The 25,260-nt window shown below is 27.1% G+C and carries 27 protein-coding genes and 2 tRNA genes; 24 read left to right on the forward strand and 5 right to left on the reverse strand.

The annotated features are described in order from the left end of the window. Positions 1 to 2 precede the first annotated feature (2 nt). The gene (gene lysS, locus F801_RS0101160; RefSeq protein WP_020104522.1) at positions 3 to 1,481 is read left to right on the forward strand and encodes a lysine--tRNA ligase; all 1,479 of its coding nucleotides are present in this window, start codon (positions 3 to 5) and stop codon (positions 1,479 to 1,481) included. Continuing rightward, positions 1,481 to 2,290, forward strand: a complete 810-nt coding sequence (locus F801_RS0101165) for an HAD-IIB family hydrolase (RefSeq protein ID WP_020104523.1) — start codon at positions 1,481 to 1,483, stop codon at positions 2,288 to 2,290. Before lysS ends, F801_RS0101165 begins: the two co-directional genes overlap by 1 nt. Positions 2,291 to 2,367: 77 nt before the next feature. Here the strand turns inward: F801_RS0101165 and F801_RS0101170 are convergent. Further along, positions 2,368 to 2,443 (reverse strand) — tRNA-Thr (locus F801_RS0101170). Between the two features lie 60 nt (positions 2,444 to 2,503). Here F801_RS0101170 and F801_RS04015 point away from each other — a divergent pair. From F801_RS04015 to lpdA, 17 genes are all read left to right on the forward strand, one after another. After that, entirely contained in the window at positions 2,504 to 4,087 is a 1,584-nt protein-coding gene (locus F801_RS04015; RefSeq protein ID WP_013302349.1) for an APC family permease, read from the forward strand. A 61-nt stretch (positions 4,088 to 4,148) separates the two neighbouring features. Next, positions 4,149 to 4,670, forward strand: a complete 522-nt coding sequence (locus F801_RS0101180) for an adenine phosphoribosyltransferase (RefSeq protein ID WP_014335668.1) — start codon at positions 4,149 to 4,151, stop codon at positions 4,668 to 4,670. Positions 4,671 to 4,783: 113 nt separating this feature from the next. Further along, positions 4,784 to 5,332 carry a 30S ribosomal protein S6 gene (rpsF, locus tag F801_RS0101190; protein WP_020104524.1) on the forward strand — a complete coding sequence of 183 codons (549 nt, stop codon included), beginning with the start codon at positions 4,784 to 4,786 and terminating at the stop codon, positions 5,330 to 5,332. A 5-nt stretch (positions 5,333 to 5,337) separates the two neighbouring features. After that, positions 5,338 to 5,877 (forward strand): single-stranded DNA-binding protein, encoded by a 540-nt coding sequence (locus tag F801_RS0101195; RefSeq protein WP_014335666.1) that lies wholly within the window; start codon positions 5,338 to 5,340, stop codon positions 5,875 to 5,877. Between the two features lie 12 nt (positions 5,878 to 5,889). Then, positions 5,890 to 6,132 (forward strand): 30S ribosomal protein S18, encoded by a 243-nt coding sequence (gene rpsR / locus F801_RS0101200; protein WP_013302345.1) that lies wholly within the window; start codon positions 5,890 to 5,892, stop codon positions 6,130 to 6,132. Between the two features lie 57 nt (positions 6,133 to 6,189). Beyond that, positions 6,190 to 7,293, forward strand: a complete 1,104-nt coding sequence (gene ychF / locus F801_RS0101205; RefSeq protein ID WP_020104525.1) for a redox-regulated ATPase YchF — start codon at positions 6,190 to 6,192, stop codon at positions 7,291 to 7,293. Between the two features lie 19 nt (positions 7,294 to 7,312). Then, positions 7,313 to 7,386 (forward strand) — tRNA-Trp (locus tag F801_RS0101210). A gap of 14 nt (positions 7,387 to 7,400) precedes the next feature. After that, the gene (locus F801_RS0101215) at positions 7,401 to 9,833 is read left to right on the forward strand and encodes a hypothetical protein (RefSeq protein WP_020104526.1); all 2,433 of its coding nucleotides are present in this window, start codon (positions 7,401 to 7,403) and stop codon (positions 9,831 to 9,833) included. 1 nt (position 9,834) lies between these two features. Continuing rightward, positions 9,835 to 10,353, forward strand: a complete 519-nt coding sequence (locus tag F801_RS0101220; RefSeq protein WP_013302342.1) for a redoxin domain-containing protein — start codon at positions 9,835 to 9,837, stop codon at positions 10,351 to 10,353. 256 nt (positions 10,354 to 10,609) lie between these two features. Continuing rightward, complete coding sequence (gene infC / locus F801_RS0101225) at positions 10,610 to 11,302, forward strand: translation initiation factor IF-3 (RefSeq protein WP_013302341.1); 693 nt, start codon at positions 10,610 to 10,612, stop codon at positions 11,300 to 11,302. Next, positions 11,295 to 11,483, forward strand: a complete 189-nt coding sequence (gene rpmI, locus F801_RS0101230; protein ID WP_013302340.1) for a 50S ribosomal protein L35 — start codon at positions 11,295 to 11,297, stop codon at positions 11,481 to 11,483. The genes infC and rpmI overlap by 8 nt, the downstream gene beginning before the upstream one ends. A 43-nt stretch (positions 11,484 to 11,526) precedes the next feature. Beyond that, positions 11,527 to 11,886, forward strand: a complete 360-nt coding sequence (rplT, locus tag F801_RS0101235) for a 50S ribosomal protein L20 (RefSeq protein WP_013302339.1) — start codon at positions 11,527 to 11,529, stop codon at positions 11,884 to 11,886. A gap of 4 nt (positions 11,887 to 11,890) precedes the next feature. Further along, positions 11,891 to 12,082: a 50S ribosomal protein L28 gene (gene rpmB / locus F801_RS0101240; RefSeq protein WP_013302338.1), complete on the forward strand. Its 192-nt coding sequence runs from the start codon at positions 11,891 to 11,893 to the stop codon at positions 12,080 to 12,082. A gap of 144 nt (positions 12,083 to 12,226) precedes the next feature. Beyond that, positions 12,227 to 13,327 (forward strand): pyruvate dehydrogenase (acetyl-transferring) E1 component subunit alpha, encoded by a 1,101-nt coding sequence (gene pdhA / locus F801_RS0101245; protein ID WP_020104527.1) that lies wholly within the window; start codon positions 12,227 to 12,229, stop codon positions 13,325 to 13,327. Positions 13,328 to 13,330: 3 nt separating this feature from the next. Continuing rightward, positions 13,331 to 14,317 (forward strand): alpha-ketoacid dehydrogenase subunit beta, encoded by a 987-nt coding sequence (locus tag F801_RS0101250; RefSeq protein WP_013302336.1) that lies wholly within the window; start codon positions 13,331 to 13,333, stop codon positions 14,315 to 14,317. Between the two features lie 23 nt (positions 14,318 to 14,340). Beyond that, entirely contained in the window at positions 14,341 to 15,279 is a 939-nt protein-coding gene (locus tag F801_RS0101255; protein ID WP_014335662.1) for a 2-oxo acid dehydrogenase subunit E2, read from the forward strand. A gap of 103 nt (positions 15,280 to 15,382) precedes the next feature. Continuing rightward, positions 15,383 to 17,272 (forward strand): dihydrolipoyl dehydrogenase, encoded by a 1,890-nt coding sequence (lpdA, locus tag F801_RS0101260; RefSeq protein ID WP_020104528.1) that lies wholly within the window; start codon positions 15,383 to 15,385, stop codon positions 17,270 to 17,272. 70 nt (positions 17,273 to 17,342) lie between these two features. Here lpdA and F801_RS0101265 read toward each other — a convergent pair whose 3' ends face one another. The 3 genes from F801_RS0101265 to F801_RS0101275 all read right to left on the reverse strand — a co-directional run bounded on the left by F801_RS0101265 (position 17,343) and on the right by F801_RS0101275 (position 19,798). Beyond that, entirely contained in the window at positions 17,343 to 17,699 is a 357-nt protein-coding gene (locus F801_RS0101265; RefSeq protein WP_014335660.1) for a hypothetical protein, read from the reverse strand. 94 nt (positions 17,700 to 17,793) lie between these two features. Beyond that, positions 17,794 to 18,885: a class I SAM-dependent RNA methyltransferase gene (locus F801_RS0101270; protein WP_014335659.1), complete on the reverse strand. Its 1,092-nt coding sequence runs from the start codon at positions 18,883 to 18,885 to the stop codon at positions 17,794 to 17,796. Beyond that, the gene (locus F801_RS0101275; RefSeq protein ID WP_013302331.1) at positions 18,854 to 19,798 is read right to left on the reverse strand and encodes a PfkB family carbohydrate kinase; all 945 of its coding nucleotides are present in this window, start codon (positions 19,796 to 19,798) and stop codon (positions 18,854 to 18,856) included. Before F801_RS0101275 ends, F801_RS0101270 begins: the two co-directional genes overlap by 32 nt. A gap of 67 nt (positions 19,799 to 19,865) precedes the next feature. Between F801_RS0101275 and F801_RS0101280 the strand changes: the two genes are divergently transcribed. Genes F801_RS0101280 through F801_RS0101290 form a run of 3 tightly spaced genes read left to right on the forward strand, consistent with a single transcriptional unit; the run spans position 19,866 to position 22,268 of the window. Continuing rightward, a complete protein-coding gene (locus tag F801_RS0101280; RefSeq protein ID WP_013302330.1) occupies positions 19,866 to 20,783 on the forward strand; it encodes a type I phosphomannose isomerase catalytic subunit in 918 nt (305 codons plus the stop codon). A 23-nt stretch (positions 20,784 to 20,806) separates the two neighbouring features. Continuing rightward, a complete protein-coding gene (gene nadE / locus F801_RS0101285) occupies positions 20,807 to 21,538 on the forward strand; it encodes an NAD(+) synthase (protein WP_013302329.1) in 732 nt (243 codons plus the stop codon). A gap of 1 nt (position 21,539) precedes the next feature. Next, the gene (locus F801_RS0101290; RefSeq protein WP_015084240.1) at positions 21,540 to 22,268 is read left to right on the forward strand and encodes a YebC/PmpR family DNA-binding transcriptional regulator; all 729 of its coding nucleotides are present in this window, start codon (positions 21,540 to 21,542) and stop codon (positions 22,266 to 22,268) included. A 32-nt stretch (positions 22,269 to 22,300) separates the two neighbouring features. Here the strand turns inward: F801_RS0101290 and F801_RS0101295 are convergent, their stop codons facing one another. Then, positions 22,301 to 22,555, reverse strand: coding sequence for a hypothetical protein (locus F801_RS0101295; RefSeq protein WP_014582746.1), 255 nt, complete (start codon positions 22,553 to 22,555; stop codon positions 22,301 to 22,303). Between the two features lie 70 nt (positions 22,556 to 22,625). On the opposite strand from F801_RS0101295, the gene F801_RS0101300 reads away from it, so the two are divergent. After that, positions 22,626 to 23,423 (forward strand): leucine-rich repeat domain-containing protein, encoded by a 798-nt coding sequence (locus F801_RS0101300; protein WP_020104529.1) that lies wholly within the window; start codon positions 22,626 to 22,628, stop codon positions 23,421 to 23,423. Positions 23,424 to 23,496: 73 nt separating this feature from the next. After that, complete coding sequence (gene pyk, locus F801_RS0101305) at positions 23,497 to 24,924, forward strand: pyruvate kinase (protein ID WP_013302326.1); 1,428 nt, start codon at positions 23,497 to 23,499, stop codon at positions 24,922 to 24,924. The last annotated feature ends 336 nt before the right edge of the window (positions 24,925 to 25,260 follow it).

The following is a 25,260-nucleotide window of genomic DNA, read 5'->3' on the forward strand; positions in this document are numbered from 1 at the left end:
ACATGTCTATAAATAAATTATCAGAGCAAGAATTAGTAAGGCAAAAAAAAGTTGAGTTATTAAATAAAAAAAACATTCCAGCTTATTCAGAAACTAAATTAGAAAATACTAATTGGCAAGAAGTAGTTGCTGAATTTGATGTTTTTAGTAAAGAAGAACTTGAACAAAAAAGTGTTATTATCAATGTTGCAGGTCGTATAGTTGCAATGCGTGGACCTTTTATAATTATTAATAGTTATTTTGATAAAATTCAACTTTATTATGATAAAAAATTACTTCAAATCGAAGAAAATAAAGACTTATTTGAACTTCTTGACTTGGGTGATATTATCCAAGCACAAGGTGTTGTTTTTAAAACTAAAACCAATGAATTGTCTTTAAAAGTAAATAAACTACAACTTCTTACTAAAGCTTTAAAACCCTTGCCTGATAAATTCCATGGAATTAATGATGTTGATGAAAAATATAGAAAACGTTATTTAGATTTAATCTCAAATCCAGAAACAAAACAAGTTTTTTTCACCAGAACAAAAATTATTTCTTTAATTAGACAGTTTTTAGATAACCTCAATTATATGGAAGTTACTACTCCGATTTTACAATCTTTATTAACAGGAGCTAGCGCTCGTCCCTTTACTACTTTTTATAATTCGTTACATGCAAATTTTTATTTAAGAATAGCAACAGAATTACCACTTAAAAAATTATTAGTAGGTGGTTTAGATCGAGTTTATGAAATTGGAAAAATCTTTAGAAATGAAGGAGTGGATACAACTCACAATCCTGAATTTACTTCAATAGAGTTTTATGAGGCATATGCTAATTTAGAAACAATGATGGAAAGAACAGAAGCAATTTTCAAATTTTTAGTTGATAAATTAAACATTAAAAATAAAAAAATTGTTTTTGGTGAGTACGAAATTGATTTTAATTTACCATTTAATAAATTTGATTTAGTAGATAAAACTTCGGAAATTTTAGGAATTAATTTAAAAACACAATCATTTGAACAGTTAAAAGCTATTGCTCAAGCACACAATATCAAAATTGAAAAATTTTATCAATCAGGTCATATTATTAATGCTCTTTTTGAAGAATTTGTTGAACCCAAACTTATTCAGCCAACTTTTGTTTATGGACATCCTATTGAAATTTCTCCATTAGCTAAAAAGGATGAAAAAGATCCTCGTTTCACACAAAGAGCAGAACTTTTTATTGCTAAAAAAGAATTTGCTAATATGTTTAATGAATTAAATGATCCTGAGGATCAATTACAGCGTTTTGAAAATCAAATAAAAGAAAAAGATTTAGGAAATGAAGAAGCAAATGAAATTGACTATGATTTTGTTGATTCTTTAAAATACGGAATGCCACCAGCTGGTGGCTGTGGAATAGGAATTGACAGACTTGTAATGCTCTTAACTTCCAAAACATCTATTCGTGAAGTAATTTTATTTCCACAATTAAAGGCTAAAAAATAATGAAAAAAATATTTGTTTACGATTTAGATGGTACTTTGTTACAACATAATAACTTGATTAATGAAACAACATTAGCAGCGATTAAAAAAGCTCATTCTTTAGATCATGTTAATATAATTGCAACTGGTAGAGGATTAAAAACAACTAAAGTAATTTCAGATATGTATCCATATTTTGATTATTTAGTATCTAACAATGGAACAATAATTTATGATATTGCAAAGCAAAAATCCTATTTAAATGGGTTCATTGATAGTAAAACTTTGCAACTTTTATTTGACATTGCTCTAGAATATAACTGTTTAAGTGCGATCTCTACTCCAGATGATGCTTTTCTTTTTTCACCACAAAAAGAGTATGATTGATTATCTTCACAAGCACAAATGGATTTAAAAGCATATAATCTAATTTCATATGCACAAATGAAAAATCTTATTGATAATAATACATCGATTTCTCAATTTGCTTTTAGAAATTCAGAAGCTACCACTAAAGTTATTTACAACAAATTAGCTGTAGAGCTAAAAGATAAATATAAAGTCACTATTACAAATAGGATTTTTGTTGATATTAATCCTTTAGATGTTGATAAATTTAACTGTATACAATTTATTTTAAATTCTAATAATTGATCTTTTGATAATGTAGTTGCATTTGGAGATTCTTCTAATGATTTTTTGATGATTAAAAATGCTAAAATAGGCTTTGCAATGAAACATGCAACACCTGATTTAGTTCAAGTAGCTACAAAAGTTATTGGTGATTGTAATTCAGATGCAATTGGTCAAGAAATTTTAAAACTTATTTAATTAATTTTATTTTCATTTTTTAAATAAAAAAGACACAAATATTTTTGCGTCTTAATCAAATTAACGATAAATCGATATGGTGCCAACAACAGGGATTGAACCTGCGACCCCATCCTTACCATGGATGTGCTCTACCGACTGAGCTATGATGGCATATATTGTGTTTAATTATATACTAAATCAAGAAAATGAAGAAAAAGAAAGGAAAATTCAATGCAAGCAAGTTCAGATCAAAAGTTAGCAAAGCGACAAAAAATTAGTTTTGCTAGTGCTTTGTTAATAGTTTTAGGATCTTGTATTGGAGCAGGAATTTTTTTTAAGTCAAGATCAGTTCTTGAAGGCTCTGGATACTATCTAACTTTGGCTATTTTTGCATGGGTTTTATCTAGTTTTGCAATTATTGCAATGGCTTTTTCTTTGCTTGAAATTTCTTCAGTTTCTACTCATTCTAATAATTCGTTAATTGAATGAAATAAACGATTTAATTCACAATTTATCTACAAATTATCTCGTAATTTTATAATTTTCATTTACTTACCGCTTACCTATTTTTCAATGCCGCTTTATTTTGTGCAAACGCTGCAAGATGCTTATCAAGCTTTTTCGTTAACTCCAAATGCAGATTTTCATTTTCATTTAGATTGATTTATAGTTTTAATTATTGTTCTTGTTTTTGTTTATTATTTTGCTTTAGTTGGATTAAGTTCTAAATTAGCAAATTGACATAACAAAATAATTTTAGTGTTTAAATTTCTTCCGATTATTTTGGTTGTTGTTGTTTCATTTATTATGTTTTCTTCAGGTGGTGCAGCTAAACTGAATTCAAAACCAGTTTTTGTAGATATTAAAGAAATCGTAGAAAACAAAGAAAGTTTAAAATATACAATTCCAGGCTTTGGTTTTGTTTTATCATTAGCAGCAATTTTCTTCACATATGAAGGATTTTTTGCAGCTACAGGAATTCAAAGCGAGATGAAAGAACCTAAAAAAACACCTTTGGCAATTTTGTTTGGATTAATTATTGTAACAGTTATTTATCTTCTTTTAGCTATTGCAATGTCAATAGTAGGTGATGGTTCAATTTCTTCATTTATTTATGTTCTTAAAAATGATTTAAAATGAAATGATACTTTAATTTCTAATGTTTTAGGATTTACAAATATTTTTATTGCATTGGGAATTTTAGGAATTTTAAATGCTTTTACTTTGTGAGGACCAAGGCTAGTAGAAGAGTTAATTTTACAAGGAGATTTTAAATTTTTAAGTAAATATAAAAGCAAATTAAATGTTGAAAAACCAATAGTAGGAACGATAATTTTGCTTCTTTTTTCTACAGTTTTTATAATAATTTTGTTTTTAATCGGAACATTTGCTTTTATAGATGATAGTAAATATAATAATTACGGAGTAAGATTAGATAGTCTTTATTCACTTGCTGATATTTTAGGTAATTGATCTGCCCTTATTTCTTTTGCTTTTATAGGAATAGCAATTTTTGGTGGTTTAAAAAACAGGAAGACTAATAAAGTAAAAGTAACTAAATTTAAGTATTTTGTTCCTTTTTCAATAATTTCTTTAGTTGTAATTTGAATAATTTTAATTTTTTCAATTGGAGTTCCCATTTTGGATTTATTAGCTTTATTTTGAATCAAAGATGCACAAGATATATTAGTGCCCAGACTTATAAAAGTGTTGATTTTAGTAGCATTTTTTGCAATTTCAGGAATGCCGATTTTTTTTGAATACCTCAAAAATAAACGCAATGTTAAAAAGAAGAAAAATTTACAACAGAGCTAATAAAAATCAATTTTAAAAATAATTATTATTTTTTTTTAAAATAGTGTACTATTTAAAAGAAATGCAAAAAAATCAAATCAATTTAATAGAATACATCAGAGATGTTAAAGATTTCCCAATTGAAGGGATTGTATTTAAAGATATTTCACCACTTTTAGCAAATGGAGAAGTGCTAAATTACACAATTAATCAAATGGCTGAGTTAGCTAAAGATGCAGATGTTATTATAGGTCCAGACGCAAGAGGTTTCTTGTTTGGGACACCTACTGCAGCTTTTTTAAAAAAACCTTTTATTATGGTAAGAAAACCTAAAAAATTACCAGGAGACGTTATTAGTTTTGAGTATGATTTAGAATATGGTAAATCAACTCTAGAAATCCAAACTAATATGTTGAAAAAAGGCCAAAAAGTAGCAATTATTGATGATGTTTTAGCTACTGGCGGAACAATGAAAGCGATTATTAACTTAATCGAATCTCAAGGTGCTGTTGTTCATAAAGTAATCTTTTTACTTGAATTAGGATTTTTAAACGGAATTGAAAAACTTAAAAAATATGACGTTAGCTCATTAATTAAAGTTTAGTACTAAAAAATTCAATTTTTATGTTATAATAATTTCCTACATTATAACAAACTACAATTAATAAAATCCTTGATCTATATGTTGTAGATCCAATAAGACCAAAAGGAGAGTACATGTCAAAGTACGAAATTATGACTGTTTTAGCTCCAGGAACAGATTTAAAAGTAATTGAAGACGTTTTAAAATCTGTTTTTGATGCTAAGAACATCGAAAAAATTGAAAAACTTGAAAGAACAGAGTTAGCATACGAAATTAAAAAACACAAACAAGGAATTTTTGTTTTAGCTAACTTAAAATCTGAGGAAAGTTTAATCGAAGAATTTGTCAGAAGAGTAAATATTCTCAAAAAACAAGTTTTAAGATTTTTAGTTATTAATCTAGATTCTGAAAGAGGAATGCACAAAACTTTCAGACCTAGAAAAAATGGTAAACACAAATTTTTCTCTTCTAAAAAACCAACAACTTCAACAGAAGAAGGTAAAAGTTTTCAAAAACCATTTGTCAAAAAACCTTTTGTTAAAAAATCAGAAGAAACAGATTCTTCAAAACAAAATGAACAAGACAAAGTGCTAAGAAAACCAAAAACTGTAAAACCAGCAAAAGATTCTAAAGTAGCTCACACAGCGAAAAAAGAAGAAAAAACAACAGAAACTAAAGAGTAAAATTTATGAATAAAGTCATTTTAGTTGGAAGAATAGTTAATGATTTGGTTTTAAATAGAACTAAATCAGGTCTTGATTATCTTAGATTTAATTTAGCAATTGAAAGAAGAAAATTCAGTGCAGATTCTGAAGAAATCACTGATTTTATCCCAGTGGTAGCTTGAAGATTTCATGCAATTAATATTTACACACTATCAACAAAAGGTTCATTAATTTTAATTGAAGGTTATTTATCATCAGGTAGATATCAAAAAGATGATGGAACAAATGTCTTTACTTTAGATGTTGTTGTAGATTCTTTTAGATCTTTAGAAACAAAAGAACAATTAGAACAAAGAAAAAAGAAAAATGTTTCTGATACAGCAAAACCTTCTTTGAAAAACACTTCAGAAACAGTTAATGAACCCACTTTTATCAATGCAAATACTTCAAAAGCTGAAACAATTTCTGACAATCTAGCACCAACTAATGAATTTGAAGATGAAACTGAGGAAGATGATGACGATATATTCATTGATTGAAATTTTAGTCCTATGGAAAAATAAAAAGGAATTATTATGAACAAAAAAAACAAAAAGAAATTAAAGAAAAAACCTTGCCACTTTTGCGAAACTCAAACAGTTTACATAGATTATAAAAATGTTGAAGTTTTAGAAAAATTTGTAAATCCACATGGAAAAATTCAACCTTCAAGAATTACAGGATCATGTTCCAAACACCAAAGACAAGTATCATTAGCAATTAAAAGAGCAAGAATGATAGCTCTTATGGCTTTTGTTGGTGAAAGAGTAAGAAGGTAAAAATTAATAAAAAAATTTTTAGTTAATTCTAAAAATTTTTTTATTATAATTGAAATTATGTCATTAAAAGCAGGTATTGTTGGATTTCCTAATGTTGGAAAATCCAGTCTTTTTTCAGCACTTACTTCTTCTCAAGTTGAAATTGCAAATTATCCCTTTGCTACTATTGATCCTAGTGTAGCAGTTGTTGAAATCAAAGACAAAAGATTAAACGAAATTGCAAAAATAGTTAATCCAGAAAAAATAGTCTATGCTACTTTTTCCTTTGTTGACATTGCAGGATTAATTGCTGGAGCTTCAAAAGGTGAAGGATTAGGAAATAAATTTTTAGCAAATATTCGTGATGTGGATGCAATAATTCACGTGGTGCGTTGTTTTGATGATAACAAAGTTATTCACGTTGCTAACAAAATAGATCCAAAAGCAGATGTTGAAGTTATAAATTTAGAATTAATTTTATCTGATCTTTCAGTAGTTGAAAATGTTTTAAAAAGAGTTGCTAAACGAGCACAAAATACAACTGACAAAACACTTAAAATTGAATATGAATTAGCAAAAAAAATTGAAGACATTCTAACACAAGGTCAACCAGCAAGAGTGTTAAATTACACAGAAGATGAATTAAAAATTCTTCAAAGTTGACAACTTTTAAGTTTAAAACCAGTTTTATATGTTGCTAATATTGATCAAGCTTCTATTCAAAATCCGCAACAAAACAAATATTATTTAGAACTAGAAAAAATTGCCAAAGCAGAAAATAATAAAATAATTCCTATTTCAGTGCAAATAGAATATGAGATTAGTTTATTAAATCCTGAAGAAAAAGAAGCATTTTTAACTGAATACCATCTTAAGGAACCAGGTTTGGAAATTTTAACTAGAGAAGCTTTTGGACTTTTAAATTTAGCAAATTATTTCACTGCTGGTGTAAAAGAAGTTCGTGCTTGAACTTTTAAAAAAGGATACACTGCACCACAATGCGGAGGAATAATTCATTCAGATTTTGAAAAAAAATTTATTAAAGTAGAAATAATATCATATAATGATTTTATTGAAGCAAAAGGTGAAAAAAACGCAAAAGAACAAGGAAAACAAAGACTAGAAGGTAAAAATTATCTTGTTCAAGATGGAGATATTTGTAACTTTAAATTTGGAAAATAAAAATTAACAATTTAAGTCAGGGGGTTTAGTATAATGGCAGTACCACGGACTCCAAACCCGTTAGTAAAGGTTCGAATCCTTTAACCCTCGCCATATGTAATTACATCATGAAAATAAACAATAATCAAAATCAATCACAAAATCGCAAATCGAATAATTTTAGCAATTCTTTTAAGAATCAACAAAGAACGAATCAATTACAAAATCAGCAACAAAATTCCTTTACAAATCAAGCATATTCAAAACAAAATTCACAAGAAAAATCCTTTGTAAATCAAGCACAATTTTCGGATTATAAGCTCCAAAATCCAAAACAAAATTCTTTCAATAATCAACAATTTAACCCAACTCCAAAATCAAAACAATTTATAGATTATTCAACTAATACATCAAGTAATTTTTCATCAAATCCAACCCAAGCAAATGAACAATATACTAATCTTAAATCAGCACAATCTCAAAATTTTGTTTCAAATAATCAATTTTCAAATGTTACATCACAACAAAATCAACAAAAGAGTTTAAAATCAAATCAATTTGCAAATTATACTCAAAATAATCCATTTCAATATTCACAAGAGTTTAATCAACAAAATACTAGTACATTTAATGCTCCAAATTACAAAAACTCTTTTTTAGAAATTCAGTATGAACCTTCACAATTTTTAGACTCAAATTCAAATACTTTTAATACAGCTCCACAAAAATATTTTTTAGTAGATCAAGAAGAACAAAAATGAAAAAACTTTCTAAAATATAGATTTTTTAAGAAAAATCAACTTAAAAAAGTAGATTTTAAAAATTCAACAGAGCCTTTTTTTGTTCCTTTTTTTTCAGGTAATTCAAATTTAATTTATCTTGAATATGGACTAGGTTATAACAAAATAAACAATATTTCACTTCATAACTTTGCAAAAACAATTTTAATTGGACTAGAAAAAATCTATGATAATGCTTTAGCTCAAAATGAAATTAATATTAAAGAATCTAAATTTATACATAGACCAATTATTTTTGCTCATAATTTAACTTCTAAAACAAATATTTTTAAAAAATTCTATAGAAGTTTGAGACATTACAAATTAAAAACTTATTGAGTTAAAAAATCTCAAAAACAAGAAAATATTGATAAAGAAACTTTAAAATATTGATTAGACACAAATATGAGTGATGATGTAGAAAATAAAGCAATTTTAGTGTTTTATTTTTACAATGATCCACATTCAAATAAAGTTATTTTAGAAATCAGAAATAGATTATTTTACTTTTTAGACCAAGAACTCTATCATATTTTTTATAATTCAGCAATTGAATTAATTTATCAAAGTCATAATAAAAAATTCAACAAAATTTCTAAATTTGAATGAAATCAAAATGTTTATTATGATATGCAAGAGCAAAATCGATTAAAAGAAATTAGAAATCAATTTCAAATAAGTAATGATGTTGCAAAAGACACAAAATTATTTATTTCTACCAAATCTAAATGAAGTTCTTTGGATTTATTAGAGCAACTTGGTTTTACTATTCACAAATCTGTAAGACCTTTTAGAATTTCCTTGTTTTTACTACTTTTCAAAAAAGAATGCGACATAATAGTGAACGCAAATAATTTAGAGCAAATTGATTTTTACATTAGAAATAAATACAAATATGTAAAATTAAATAACTGAGATATTTTATTATTTTTAATTGACAAAAAACAACAAACTTTTAATCAACTTCCTGATTTTGAATCATTTTCAACATTGGTTAATGATTCTAATTCACTAACATATCAGTTTCAATTTCGATCTACACAAACTCAAAATAGTAACGTAAATCCTTCACCATTTGCACAAAATCCAACATTTGAAACAAAACAACCAAATGTTATTGACAAAACACAACAAAGATCTCAAAATCCTTTAAAATTTAATTCTTATTTTACTAACGAAAACCAAATAAATCAAAAGCAAAATCAAGATTATATTTTAGTAAATTCAGAACTACCGCTTGGAATATTTGAAAATTTTAATTTTTATAACGTAAACTTCTTATCAAATCAAGATAGTCATTTTTTTAGAGATAACCAACAAGAAAAAATCAATATTTCTTTAAGTCAAAAAATTAATTATTCTTTAGAACCAATTGATAATTTTTCTTCAAATATCTTCATTTTACTTCATTTAGTTAAATATTTGAACAACAATAAAAATCAAATATATTCACAAATTAATGACAAATTATTATCAAAAACAAGTAATACAAAATATTGAGAATACACTATGCAAAGCAAATTAAATATAAAAGCATTGCAAAATTCACTCTCTAAAACACCACATCTAAAATTAATTAGCAATAATTTAGAAACTAACCAATATTTTAATGAAGTTTTAATTTATGAATTTGTCAAAAATAATTGAGAAAATACATTGATAATTTCTTATAATAATATAAATTACTACACTAAAATTTCTTATTGAGCAAAATATCCGGACAAAAAAGATAAGAAGTTTTTCAAAAAACTAAAAAAACAAGTCAAAAGCAAAAAGGAGTAAAATGACAACAACATTTAAAAATAAAAAATATAAATTAATAACAGAATTAATTAAAGTAGGAACAAAAATTCAATTAGAATTAACAGATAAAACTTTTCAACCTATTACAATTTCAAAATTTGATGAAAACCTTGAAGGACAAAAAGCTTATAAATTAGCTGTTTTATCTGTTTTTCCTTCAATAAATACTTCTGTTTGTGATGAGCAAACCAAAGGCATTAGTGAATTAGCGCACGAATTTAATGATGTTAGATTTATTTCGGTTTCAGTTGATTTACCAAGTGCAATTGGACAATGATTGGGAATGAATGGAAAAGACAATATCGAATTTTATTCAGATCACAGAAGAAGATCATTTGGGCAACAAGCTGGATTTTTAATTGATGAAATTTTCTTATTAAATAGAGGATTTTTAATTTTAGACAAAGACGGAACAGTTTTAGAAGTAGAAGCAAATTCTGATGTTCACCAACAAATTGATTTTAACAAATTAAAAGAGTTGATTCAAAAGCACAAATAATTATTTGAAATTAAATTTTTAAACGAAAAACAAATTAATTTCTTGCAAAGAGAGAATTAGTTTGTTTTTTTATTTTTATTATAAGTTTTTAAGTTTTGCTTCTGTTTTTTAAAAAATTTTGTATAATGAAATGGCAATTAGAAATTATTGCAGAAAGAAGATTCACTCTCACCTGATGAATAAGTGTTCATAGGTAAAGGCTACAAAATACTAATTTGTTATTATTTTTAATAATAATTTTTGTTTTGCTGAGAAAGTGGATTTACCACTTTTTTATTTTTTAATCCAAGGAGGAAAAATTATTTCCAAACCAAATCCTAAAAATTTTTCACGTTCTAAACCAGTTCAAGAACATTGAGTAAACAGAAATATTCCATTTGTCAAAGTTTTTCTTATCGGCTCAGATAATGAAAAAATTGGGATAATTGAAACAAGAGAAGCTATTGAAATGGCAAAAGAACAAAAACTCGATGTAGTAGTTCTTTCAATAGATAATTCAAGTGGTACACCAAGACCAATTGCTAAAATCTTGGATTATGGAAAATTTAAGTATGAAAGAAAGAAAAAACAAAAAGTTGAAAAAGAAAAACAATCTTTCACAAACAATAGAGAAATTCGTTTATCTTTTGGAATCAATTTAAATGATATAAAAATCAAAGCAAAAAAAGCCAAAGAATTTTTATTAGATAACGACAGAGTAAAAGTGGCTCTTCGTCTTAGAGGGCGTGAAAATACAAGACCTGAACAAGGTAAATTAATTTTAAATTCTTTTTTTGATGAAGTAAAATCGATTGCAAAATTAAGTAAAGAAATGCAATCAGTTGGTAATTTTTTAACTCTTCATATTGAACGTGATAAGAAAAAATTACCCAAATTTACTTCTTCAAAACAAATAAAGGAATTAATTGATTTTGAAAAAACTATAAAGGAAGAAGAAACTAATGCCTAAAGCAAAAACAAAATCAGCACTTAAAAAAAGAATTAAAGTAACTGCTTCTGGAAAAATCAAACACAAACATGCATATCGTTCTCATTTAGCACAAAATAAATCTACAAAGCAAAAAAGACAGTCAAGACACGCAACATTAATGTCCTCTTCTGATTACAAAAGAATAAAAGACTTAATTTAATAAATTTATCAATATTTTTAATAATTAAAAGGAGATTTTACCAATGAGAGTAAAAGGTGGAACTGTCACAAGATCAAGAAGAAAAAAATGATTAAAATTAGCTAAAGGTTATTGAGGACACAAGTCAGTAGGTTATAAAGTTGCTAAACAAGCAGTTGTAAAATCCTGAACATATGCATTTAGAGATAGAAAACAAGTTAAAAGAGATTTTCGTAAATTATGAATAAGCAGAATTAATGCAGCTTCTAGATCACTTGGACTTAGTTATTCACAATTAGTTAACGGACTTAAAAAATCCAACATTGAAATTAACAGAAAAATGCTTTCTGAGCTTGCAATTAATGAACCAGAAACATTTGCAAAAATAGTATCACAAGTAAAAGGCACATTAAATAAAGGATAATACTATGGCAAGAAAAGATGATATCACAGGAAAAGGTCCTTTAAGTGGAAATAATCGTTCACACGCTTTAAATGCAACAAAAAGAAAATTCAACTTAAATTTACAAAAAGTAGTTGTTGAAGTAAATGGTGTGAAACAAACTCTAAAAGTAAGTGCAAAAACTAAAAAAACACTTAGAAAAAAAGGGTTTATTTAATTCCTATTTCAAGGCTATATAATTAATATTTTAAAAAAGCAAAGTAATATTTGCTTTTTTATTTTATTTTCATAAAGTCTTCATAAATAATATAAAATAATTTAGTATAATTAAAATACTAAATAGAACTATAAAAGGAGCAAAATGAATTTTAAATACATTAAAAAAGATCATGTTATGCGTTCATATGATGAACAAGTAAGATTTTTAGATATTAATGGTAATTTAATAGATAAAAACGTTGATACTGAATTAACAAAAGATCAATTATTAGACGCTTATAAATGAATGGTATTATCACGTCAACAAGATACTTATATGACTCAATTACAAAAACAAGGAAGAATGCTTTCATTCGCACCTAACTTTGGAGAAGAAGCTTTACAAGTAGCTAGTGCTTTTGCGCTTAAAAAAGAAGATTGATTTGCACCAGCTTTTAGATCTAATGCAACAATGTTAGCTTTAGGAGTTCCAATTAAAAACCAATTACTTTACTGAAACGGACAAGAAAGAGGTTCAGTAACTCCAGTGGGTGTTAATGTTTTACCAATTAACATTCCTATAGCAACTCAATATTCGCATGCAGCAGGAATTGCTTATGCAGCAAAATTACAAGGTAAAAAAACTGTTGCTATGTCAATTGTAGGAAACGGTGGAACAGGTGAAGGTGAATTTTATGAAGCTATGAACATATCAAGCATTTGAAAATGACCAGCTGTATTTACTGTAAACAACAACCAATGAGCAATTTCGACTCCTTTCAAATATGGATCAGGATCTAAAACTATTGCTCAAAAAGCAGAAGCAGTTGGAATACCAGGTGTTATAGTGGATGGTAATGATCTACTAGCATCATATGTAGTAATTAAAGAAGCTGTTGAATGGGCACGTGAAGGAAATGGGCCTGTTTTAGTAGAGTTCTTAACTTGAAGACAAGGTGTTCATACTTCTTCAGATAATCCAAGAATTTACCGTACAGAAGAAGAAGAAAAAGAACACGAAAAATGAGAACCATTCCACAGAATTGAAAAATACTTAAAAGACAAAAAGTACATTACTGATGAAGAAATTAAACAAATTTGAGACTCTTCTTTAGATAAAGTTAAAACAACTTATGAAGAATCATTAAAAGAATTAGACACTCAATTAGATGAAATTTTTGACCACACATATGCAACATTAACTCAAGAGTTAAAAGAGCAAAAACAACACGCTAAAGATTACTATGCAAAGGAAGGTAAATAATTTATGTCAACAAAAGCATTAAATAACATTGGTGCAGTTACAGATGCACTTGCATTAATGATGGAAAAAGATCCAACAGTTGTTCTTTGAGGAGAAGACGCTGGATTTGAAGGTGGAGTTTTCAGAGCTACTGAAGGACTTCAAAAACAATTTGGAATCTCACGTGTATTCGATGCTCCAATTGCTGAAGCTACTATTGCAGGTGTTGGTGTAGGTGCAGCACTTTATGGATTAAAACCAGTGGTTGAAATGCAGTTTCAAGGATTCTCATATCCAGCATTTCAACAACTTATGGCTCATGCAGCAAGATATAGAAATCGTACAAGAGGAAGATTTACTGTACCTATGGTTGTTAGAATGCCAATGGCAGGTGGAGTTAGAGCTCTAGAACACCACTCAGAAGCAATTGAAGCTTTATATGCACACATTCCAGGATTAAAAGTTGTTATGCCTTCAACTCCTTATGATACAAAAGGATTATTAATCGCAGCTATTAACGACCCAGATCCAGTTATTTTCTTAGAACCTAAGAAAATTTATCGTTCATTCAAACAAGAAGTTCCAGCAGGAATTTATGAAGTTGAAATTGGTAAAGCAAATGTATTAGTAGAAGGTTCTGATTTAACATTAGTAACATATGGAGCACAAGTTCACGAAGCACTAGCTGCTTTAAAACAATTAAATGGAGAATACTCTGTAGAATTAATTGATTTAAGAACAATTTCTCCTTTAGATACAGATACAATTATTAACTCTGTTAAAAAAACTGGAAGACTTTTAGTTGTTCACGAAGCTGTTAAATCATTTTCAGTTTCAGCTGAAATTATTACAAGAGTAAATGAGAAAGCATTTGAATTCTTATTAGCGCCTCCTGCAAGATTAACAGGATATGACATTACTGTTCCTTTAGCAAGAGGTGAAGGATTCCACGCAATTAACGACAAAAAAATTCTCAACAAAATTAAAGAAGTAATGAGCTTCGAAGGCTAAAAGAAATTCAAGGATATTTAAAAATGGAAAAAAGATTTGTAACTCCTCTAGCAAGATCGCTAGCAGAAAAATTAGGCATTAACATTGATTTAGTAAAAGGAACAGGTCCAGGTGGTAGGGTTATGAGAGAAGATGTTATTGCATTTTCTAAAAATCCACAACCAACTCCAGCTGCTCCAGCTCCAGCTGCATCAGTTGCTCCAATACAACAAACCCCAGCAACTCCTAATCCAGTTGCAGCTTCTTCAACTTCAGAAGCTCTTAGTGGAAAAGTCGAAAAAGTTGCTCCAATTAGAAAAGCAATTGCTAGAGCTATGAAAAATTCATGATCTTCAGTTGCTTATGTTAACTTAGTAAATGAAATTGATGTTACTAACTTATGATATTTAAGAAAAAAAGTAGTTGAAGATATTCAAAAAACAACAGGATTAAAAATTACCTTTTTATCCTTCATTTCTAAAGCTATTTTAATTGCGCTTCAAGAGTTTCCTATTTTAGCAGCTAAGTATGATGAAGCAACTGAATCACTTGTTTATCCTTCAACAATTAATTTAGGAATTGCAGTGGATACAGATGCTGGTTTAATGGTTCCTGTTATCAAAGATGCACAAAACTTATCAATGGTACAAATTGGACTAGAAATTAATCGTTTAGCAAAAGCTGCAAGAGAAAGAAAAATTAAAGCATCAGAAATGTCTGGTGGATCATTTACAATTACCAATTATGGATCAGTTGGTGCATTATATGGAGTTCCAGTTATTAACTTCCCAGAAATCGCTATTGCTGGAGTTGGAGCTATCCAATCAAATGTTCGTTGAGTAAATGGACAAGCAACTGAAGGTAAAGTAATGCATCTTACAGTAGCTGCTGATCATCGTTGAGTAGATGGTGGAACAATTGGAAGATTTATTTCTAGAGTAAAAGAATTACTTGAAAAACCAGAAATTTTAGGTATAATTTAATTTCACAACAAATAATTAATCGAATTTTCATTTTTTAAACTTTGCAACTTTAAAGTTGCAAAGTTTAAAAATATTTAAAAACATTCTAAAAAAATGGAGAAATATGTTTAAGTTTAAATTCGCCGATATTGGTGAGGGTCTACACGAAGGAGTTGTAGGTGAAATCTTTGTCAAAGAAGGAGATATGGTTAAAGAAGGAGATTCATTATTTTCAGTTGAAACTGATAAAATGACTTCAGAAATTCCTTCTCCTGCAACAGGAAAAGTTGTTAAAATCTTAATGGCACAAGGTGATACAATTCATGTGGGACAAGAAATTTTTCACATCGATGATGGAAAAGGTGATTCTGCAGAAGAAGCAGCACCTGCGCCTACAACAGAGGCACCTAAAAAAGAAGAACCACAAGAAGAAGGTGGAGCATCAGTTGTTGGAGAAGTTAAAGTATCTAATGAACTATTTGATTTAAGTGCTTTTACAAAACCTAAATCAACTACAACAGCAGAAAACAAACCAGCAAGCGCATTAAGTAGAAGAGCAGCGATGCGTGAAAGAGCTTTAGCACAACAAGCAGAAGCTAAATCTAAAGGAACAACATACTCAGGTTCTGTTGATGAAGAGTTTGACGTTATCGTTATTGGTTCAGGTCCTGGTGGTTATTTAGCCGCATCAGAAGCAGGACAAAACGGTCTAAAAACTTTAATTGTTGAAAAAGAATTTTGAGGTGGAGTTTGTTTAAATGTTGGATGTATTCCAACTAAAGCAATGCTAAAAAGCGTTGAAGTATTAGAACTAGTTAACCACGCTTCTGATTATGGAGTAATTGGGCACACAGTTCCATTTAAACTCAGTTGAGAAAAAATGCATCAACGTAAAAGAGATGTTGTTGCTAAATTAGTAGGTGGTGTTCAAGGAATTGTAAGAGCTGCAAAAGCTAAATCAGAAGTTGGAGAAGCTGAATTTTTAGCAAGTCATGTAATTAGAGTAAACGGAAAAGTTTACCGTGGTAAAAACTTAATTATTGCAACTGGTTCTACAGATAGAAAAATTGATTTACCAGGTTTTGCACAAGCTTACCAATCAGGTAAAGTTATTACTTCAAAAGAACCAATTAACTTAGAAAAACAACCAAAGTCTATTACTATTGTAGGTGGAGGAGTTATTGGGGTTGAATTTGCACAAATATTTGCAACCGCAGGAACAAAAGTTACTATTTTACAAAACCTACCATTAATTTTAGCTAACCTTGATAGTGAAATTTCAAAGCAAGTAAGTGCTAATTTAGAAAAATTAGGTGTAAAAATCGTTACAAATGCAACAACTCAAAGATTTGAAAACGATGAAGTTGTTTACACAGTTGATAATCAAGAACACAGAATTAAATCTGAACTTACTTTAGTTTCAGTTGGAAGAGTACCAAATACTCAAGGTCTAAAAGAAGTTGGTCTTGAATTAGGACCAAGATCTGAATTAGTAGCTGATGAATTTTGTAAAACTAATGTTGAAGGAGTTTATGCAATTGGTGATGTTAGCGGAAAATCAATGCTAGCTCACGTAGCGTATAGACATGCTGTTGTTGCTGTGGCAAATATTGTTGGTAAAAAAGAAAAATACTCAGATAAAACTGTTCCAGCATGTATTTACACAAATCCAGAAATTGCTTCAATTGGATTAACAGAAGAACAAGCGAAAGCAAAAGGTATTGACTTTATTGTTGGTAAAGCTTCATATGGTCACATTGGTAAAGCGATTGCTACAAACGAAACACAAGGTTTTGCAAAATTATTAGTTGATAAAGAATTCGGTGAAATTATTGGTGTTCATATTTTAGGAGCAGTGGCTACAGATATTATTAGTGAATTAGTAGTTGCTGTTGACTTAGAAACTACTGTTTACGAAGTTGCAGATGCAATTCATCCACATCCTACTTATTCAGAAATAGTTTGAGAAGCAGCTAGAAATGCAGTTGCAAAACTTAACAGACTCAAAAAATAATTGTTTACAAAATATATTTTAAAAAAACCAGAATTAATTCTGGTTTTTTTAAAATACTGTTTAGTTATTTCTATACTTTTTTAACTCTTTTTTGTGCAAATTCAGCTTCTGTAATTCCTAATTTTTTAGCGTTATGAATGTTTCAGAATTTTTGAACTAAAATGAAACCAGAAGAAAGCATTGAAATACCGTTTGCTGTAGTAACAGCTGCTTGAAATGCTACTTCAGTGGATTTAATACAGAAATAAACACCTGAAACAAAAAAACATAATGATGCTAAAAACAAAATAATAAATAAAATTTTATTTAAATGATGAGTTCTCTTGAATCTTGCGATATTTATAACCTCAGGTATGGAGAAAATAGCTACACCTATTGCTCCTCCATAAGAAAGTACTTGCATAAAAATATCTAGACCGTCTTGCACGTTTCTCCTTTGAAATTAATATTAAAATTTATGTTTTATAATTATTAATAATTAAGTTTGAATTATACAAAATTTTTTTAAAAAAGTAAAATTTTTATTTTCTTTCTAAACAAATTAAATTTTCAATGTGAAAAGTTTTAACAAACATATTATGAATTTCAAAAAATATAATCTTGTATTTGTGCTTTAATAGTGAAAAATCATAAGCTTGAGTTGCAGGATTACAAGACAAATATATAATTCTTTTTGGATTTAAACGTAAAATTTCTTTTATTGCAGCTTTTTGCACACCTTCACGTGCTGGATCAACTATTATAGTATCAACTAAATCATCAAAATCTTTTAAAAACTCAAAAACTTCTTTATTTTTAAAGCTAACATTATTTATTTTATTGATTTTTTGATTAAATAAAGCATCTTTATGTGCAAATTTATTTTCTTCAACAGCTATAACTTTTTTTGCTTTTTGAGCCACTAAAAGTGAAATTGTACCAATTCCGCTATAAAGATCTAAAACAAAATCACCTTCTTGTACAAAGTCTATAATTCTTTGATATGCATGTTGAGCAACTTCTTTATTTACTTGATAGAAGGAATTAATATTAATTCTAAATCTCAAACCAAGTAAATCATCAAAATTAAATAATTCAATGTCTTTTTTACTTCCGATAATTAATTTATTTAATTTTCTTAAAATTATTTTACCTTTTAAATTTGTTTTCGGTTTGATATCAGTTAACAAAAAATCATCTAAATAAATTTTATTATGTGTTTTCTTCTGATATAGTGCACCATCAAATAAAGTGATTTTATTTCTATATCTGAACTCTTTGTTGCCTTGAAAATACTCAATATTAATTTCTTTATCTAAATCAATTTTAGCTATATTTTTAAAATCATTTTTTACTACATATTCTTTATATTCTTGCTCAGCTATCAAGTCCATATGAAGTAACTCATAACCACCAATTAGTTCATAATTAGAAGGTAAATTATAATTTCTTCTTTGACTTGCTTGAACAATTTCAGCAACTTTTGCTTGATAATAATTTTTAAATTCTGCAGTGATTTCAAAAGCTACAACTTCGCTTAAAATTACAAAATCTAAATAAACAATTTTATTATTGTAATATCCTGCACCTTGGCCTTTTTGGTTATAAAATAAAATCTTTGTTTGTTTGATCATTTTTTAATTTTTTAATTTTTATATATTTTTTAAATGAAAGTGCTTCTTTTTTCTTTGTTAATCATCATTGAGACACAGTAGAACTAGCACAAGCAGAAGCTAATATTAATGATTTAGCAACATTTTTAGTTTTTAAATAATTAGCTATAAACACAGAACCTAAAGTATCACCAGCACCAACTGTGGATTTAACCTTTATTTTTGTTTCTACTCAAGATTTGTAAAAATTTTGTTTTTCATCAAGCAAGATACAACCTTCTTGTCCTAACGAAAGTAAAATGTTTTTACTTCCTTTGGCTTGGATTTGTTTTAAAGTTTGCAAAATATTATCATCTTTTGTTAGTTTAAAATTAGTTCTTAATTCATCAATATTGGGTTTGTAAAAATATGGTTCAAAAGCCAAAAATTTTTCAATATTGTTCGTATCTATATCTAAACCAAACTTTACTTGTTTTTTCTTTAGAATTTCACAAATTTGTGTTAATAATTCTTCTTCTACAACACCTAAAATATAAACAAAATCGTTTTTATTTAAAGAATTTAAAATCTTCTTTAATTTATTTTTTTGAAAATTACTAATTTCATTTTTAGGACCATTTAGTTCAAAAAATGAAGCATTTTCTGCAAACATTTTTACATTATATCTAGTTGTTTTTGTTTTATTATTTGCAATATTTATAATATTTAAATTTTCTTTTTGTCAAAATGAAGCTAAATTATTAAAAGTATCATTATCAAAAAAAGAAATGGCTTGATTTGTAAAACCCATTCGATTTAGGACCACAGAAGCATTAATTCCTTTGCCTCCTGGAAAAATATTAAAATTTTTATATCTATTTAGTTGATTTATTTCAAAATCTTGTGTTTGAATTATTAAATCAACTGAAGGTGAAAAAGTTATTGTTAAAAACATTGTTATTAAATATTACTAAATTTTAAAAAAAATTTATAATTTAACTCTAATATTAGGAGTAATTTTTATGTCTAAACTTATTTTTTTAAAACCCTATTTTAAAGAAGTTTTATGAGCTAATAATAATTTACAAAAACTTTATAACCTTGATTTTTTAGCAGGAGAAGCTTGATTAATTTCAGCTTTTGAAGATCAAGCTAGTTTAATTTTAAATACTGAAATAAAAGAAAAAAATCTTTATCACTTTTTTAAAAACAATAAAGAATTTTTTGGAAATTATCAAGGAGAATATCCAAACTTAACCAAATTTATTGATGCTAAATCAGATTTGAGCATTCAAGTTCATCCTGATGATAAAAATGCAAAACAACTTCACAATAGTTTGGGCAAAGATGAATGCTGATATGTACTTAAAACATCAGATTTTCCTTTTGTCATTGGTTCAAAATTAACTTCAAAAAAGAAGATAAAACAAAAAATTGAGAAAAAAATTTTTGACTTTTTAAACTTTGTAAATTTAAAAACAGATGAATTCACATATATTAAATCTGGAATGTTACATGGAATTCCAAAAAATTCATTTGTTTTTGAATTACAACAATCATCAGATATTACTTACAGATTTTATGATTATGATAGAAAAAATAAAAATAATCAATTAAGAGAACTGCATTTAGATTTAGCATTTAAATCTTTAAAACCTAAATTAAAACCTAAAATAGTTAGACAAAAAAACTTGCTTATTAAAAATAAATATTTTTATTTAGAAAAAAATGAAATCAATTCTAAAATTAACAAACGATTAAAAAAAGACTTTTTCTGAGCCGAAGTTACAGTTGTAAAAGGTGAAGGAAAAGTTGATAATTTTAATGTAAAGTTTGGAGATGTTTTTTTAATCAAAAACAAAACAAAATCTTTGACTTTTGAAGGAAAAATGACAATTTTAATTAACTATGTTATAAAGCAAAAAGAACAAAATTTGTAAAAATATGTTAGAATTTAAAGACTATGACTTCCAATCAAAACTATATAAATTATTTAGTTAATTGAATAAAAAATCAAGTAAAAAAAGCAAATAAGTCAGGTGTTATAGTAGGTATTTCTGGTGGAATTGATTCAGCTTTAGTTGCTGTTTTGGCAAAAAAAGCTTTTCCAAATGATTCTCTAGGTCTCGTGATGAAAATCAAAGATATGTCTAAAGATTTACAAGATATTAGTAAATTAGTTAAAAAATTTGACATACAAACAAGAGAAATTAATTTATCTAATATATACGAAAATTTTGTTGACACTTTAAAACTCGAAGATAAAATGTCTTTAGCAAATTTGCAACCAAGACTGAGAATGTCGACTTTATATGCAATTGCTCAAGAAAAAAATTATCTAGTTTTAGGAACAGATAATTTAGTAGAAATGTACATTGGATATTTTACAAAATATGGAGATGGTGGTGTCGATCTTCTACCGATTGTCAATTTGAGTAAAACCCAAGTTTATAATTTAGCAAAAGAATTAGGAATTAATGAAGAAATTCTAAACAAAGCTCCTTCTGCTGGTTTATGAGAAAACCAAAAAGATGAAGATGAAATGAAATTTAGCTACAAAGATTTTGATCAATTTTTACAAGATAAATCAAAGTTAAAAAAATCAGTTGTTGACAGAATAGAATATTTACACGAAATAAGTCAGCATAAAAGAAACAAAATACCAAGACCAAGTAAGAAATTAAAGGATTTTTAATATGGCAGGACATTCGAAATGAGCTAATATAAAACATAGAAAAGGTGCTCAAGATGCATTAAGATCTAAAATGTTTGCTAAGTTTTCCAAAGAAATAATGGTTGCTGCAGCAAAAGGTGGATCTGATTTAAATTCTAATTCAGCACTTAGACTTGTTGTTGCAAAAGCTAAAGCCAAATCTATGCCAAAAGCTAATATTGATAAAGCAATTGCAAAAGCTACTGGTTCAGGAAAAGAAGGGATTCAATACAAAGAAATTTGATATTCAGGAAACCTTCCACATGGGGTAAGTATAATTGTTCAAATTCTAACTGATAATGTCAATAGAGCAATTTCTAATTTACAAGCTATTTTTAAAAGAGCCAATGGTCAAATTGGAAAACAAAATTCAATTCCTTATATTTTTGAACAAAAAGGTTATTTTGAGTTCGCAAAAACAGGAATTAACGAAGATGAATTAATGCTTTTTGTTTTAGACAATGGTGCAACTGATTTCATTGTTGAAGATGAATCATATGTAGTTTACTCTGAACCATCTGCATTTGCTAATTTAAAAACAGAATTAGAAAAAAAATATAATGTTGAATTCTTAAGTGTTGAGGTTAGTTATTTTCCAAATCAAGAAGTGGAATTAAGTGAAAAAAACACTGAAGATTTATTAAATAAAATTGATACTTTTTTAGAAGATGATGATATTCAAAATGTTTTTCACAACATTAAATTAAACTAAAATAAAAAGGCAGTAAAACTGCCTTTTTATGATTAATAGACAAAATATATAGGATTTTTACTAGAAGCGGAATTTTTTGTTTCAGAGTTATCTCATTTAATTGTGTTTTCTTTGGTTTTAAGTTCGCCAGAATGAGATGTTGCTCCTTTAAACATTCCAATTAAATTCATCAGGACATTAATTACAGATGGTAGAGCTGTTAAAGTTGCTGTAGCAACAGCAGCTACTCCAGCTCCAGATATTGAAAATTTTTCTTCTTCTGTTAATTTAGTAAGTTTATAATTCATTTACCTCCTTTCACACTTATTTGTATTAATTTTTGCTATAAAATCATAAAAAGGAAAAAATTGAGAAAATATGAACAAAAAAATCATTTTTAAACAAGACGCAAAAGAGATTTTAAACAATAGTTCTTTTTATTATAATAATGTGCTTGATTTATCAAGTCTAGATTTAGTAGAAGAAATTGCAGATTTTGCTTTTTCTGCTTCAAAAAAAACTATAGAAAAAGTTATTTTACCAATAAATTTAAAAAAAATAGGCCAATCTAGCTTTATGTATAATCAAATTAAAAAAATAGTTTGAAATGACAAGATTGAGCACTTGTCATTTGCTTGTTTTGAAAACAATAAAATACAAGATTTAGTCATTCCTAACTATTTAAAATCTATTGAAGAGTCTTCTTTTGCTATGAATTTAATTAAAAAATTGGAAATTCCAGAAACTTTAACTCACCTTGAAACTGATACATTTTTTGCTAATGCAATTGAAGATTTAGAAATTCATCATTTTAATAATAAAATATTAAAACAAGCATTTTCTAGTAATGAAAATATAAAAAATATTAAACTCATTTCTGATTTTAAATTTTTTCAAAATAAAGCAGAAATTCCTTTTAAATCACTTGTTTTTTATTTTCTTGATCATTTTTCTGACTATGAAAATGAAGTAGAACTAGAAATTAATAATGAAAATATAACTATTTTTTTAAAATCATTAGAAATTGAAAATATTCAAAAAATTATTTTAGAAAATAGTAAATCTGATTCAGATGAAGTGTTTGATTTTTATGTTGAAAAAATAAATACAGAATTTGGTCTTGAATTTAAATTAATTTCAAAAAAACGATGAAAATCTAACTTAAAAATACTTTAAAAATCACTAAAAAATATTATAATTTTTAAGAATTTTTAAAGAAAAAAATTACATATACTAACAAAGGTAACTAATGAAAGATTTTATTGAAAAAAGAACTAAAATAATAGCAACAATTGGTCCTTCTACTCAGGATTATAATTTGTTAAAAAAATTAATCCAAGCAGGAGTTACAACAATTAGAGCTAATTTTTCTCATGGAGACTATGAGGAACAAAAAGCAAAATTTGATAATGCAAAAAAAATTTCTAAAGATTTAAATATTCCAGTTTCTATTTTACTTGATACAAAAGGACCAGAAATTAGAGTTGGAAAAATGACAGATGGTTCACAATTGATTGAATCAAATTCTAGAGTTGTGATTTTAACTTCTCAAGAAGATTACCAAAACTTTTTAGGAACATCAGAAGTAGTTACTGTGTCTTATGAAATGGATCGTGACTTAAAAGTTGGTGATCAAGTTTTATTTGATGATGGTAAATTACAGTCAACAGTTGTTGACATTGAACCTAACAAAATTACAGTTTTAACAAAAAATGCACATGTATTAAAATCTAATAAAAGAATAAATCTTCCAGGTGTAGAATTTTCTCTTCCATTTTTATCTGAAAAAGACAAAAAAGATGTTATTTTTGGAATTGAACAAGGTGTTAACTATATCGCAGCTTCATTTGTTAACTCAGCTGATAATGTAAGAGAATTAAGACAATTATTAAATGAAAATGGTGGTTCACATATTCAAATTATTTCTAAAATAGAATCACATGTTGGTGTTCAAAAAATAGATGAAATTATTGAAGAATCAGATGGAATTATGATAGCACGTGGAGATCTTGGATTAGAAGTTCCATACTATGATGTTCCTTTTTATCAAAAAAACATTATTAGAAAGTGTAGATTCGCAGGTAAAACTGTAATAGTTGCTACTCAAATGCTTGATTCAATGGAAAAATCAGCACAACCAACTAGAGCCGAAGTAACTGATGTTTACTGGGCAACAGAATTAGGAGCTGATGCAACAATGCTTTCTGGTGAATCAGCACAAGGACAATTCCCTTATGAATCGGTAAAAGTTATGGCTACTATTAACAAAAGAGCTGAAAGAGAGTTTTACAACAAATTATTCTATAAAAAACAACTTTCAGTGATGGCTAAAACTTCATTTGGAAAAAGAGCATACATTGCTCACAAAATTGCTCATTATACTTTAGAAAATGAAGTAAAATTTGCAATTGTTTTATCCAGAACAGGTCAATTATTATCAACTATAGCTAAGTTTAGACCAAACACTGCTGTTATCGGAATTATTAATGATGCAAAATTAATCGGCGGTTTTGGAATTACATCCTCAGTGTTTGTTGCTAATGAATCGTTAGAATTATTTAAAGAAATCAAAGCTGATTTTGCACATGCAAGAAGAGTATTAAGCACTTACGGAGCAGAACCAGGTGATAAATTCTTAGTAGTAGAAAATGATAAAATTGTTGAATTCACATTTTAATTATTAATTTACTAAATACAAAATCCAGAAGAAATTTCTTCTGGATTTTATTATTTTTTCAAATCAGATAAAACAAAATGAAGCAACTTACTAGCTAAAAAGGTTAAATTTTAATTAAACAAGTTAGATTATTTTAACTAATCAAAAACCAAATAAATCCTTTAAAATAAAGCAAAATTTAGATTCAAATATTATTCAGTAATTACATACTCACAAAAAAAAAAAAAAAAATCAGATTTTGAGGTGATACCCTTTTCTTGAAAAAATTTTTGAGTGTTTTAATTAATTATAATTTGAAATGAATGTTTCCCTAAATTTAATGGGAGACATTCATTT

Source organism: Mesomycoplasma hyorhinis ATCC 17981 (assembly GCF_000383515.1).
Lineage (GTDB): Bacteria > Bacillota_I > Bacilli_A > Mycoplasmatales > Metamycoplasmataceae > Mesomycoplasma > Mesomycoplasma hyorhinis.